Consider the following 546-nt stretch of genomic DNA (forward strand, 5'->3'; position numbering starts at 1 on the left):
TGGCTGGCCTGCGCTCTCGGCCACAAGGCCTGCCGCGAAGACTTCTCCGTCGCCTATCACCGCGTTCCCAGGCTGTTTGCAGCACTTGCCCTCGCGAGAGGCGACGGACGTTATGGCCGGATCCTCAAGCAACCAAGCAACTCGCCAAAACCGACCTTCTCATTCTCGATGACTGGGGGCCGGAAAAACTCAATGATGACCAGCGGCGTGATGTGCTTGAGATCATTGAAGACCGCTACGAACGCCGATCGACAATCGTCACCAGTCACCTGCCCCTGGATCGCTGGTACGAGATCATTGCAAACCCAACTCTGGCCGATGCCATCCTGGACCGCCTCGTTCACAACGCCTATCGCATCGATCTCACCGGTGAAAGCATGCGAAAACAGCGCTCGCCGAGAGCGTCCGAAAAAGCGCAAGCTTGACCTGAAACGAAACCCAATCCAAACATCAAGGAGACCTAGGATCAGTCCGAAAAATGGCCGGCTTCAAATCGGAACACCGGCCGCAATGAAATCGGAATGACTGGCCGGCTTCAAATCGGAA

The 546-nt window shown here is 56.6% G+C and carries 1 pseudogene; it reads left to right on the forward strand.

From position 1 onward, the window contains the following. Nucleotides 1-425 (forward strand): annotated as a pseudogene (locus NKI79_RS33155) (ATP-binding protein); the annotation flags it as partial. Nucleotides 426-546: the final 121 nt, after the last annotated feature.

Origin of the sequence: Mesorhizobium sp. M0340, assembly GCF_040321535.1 — a bacterium.
GTDB lineage: Bacteria > Pseudomonadota > Alphaproteobacteria > Rhizobiales > Rhizobiaceae > Mesorhizobium.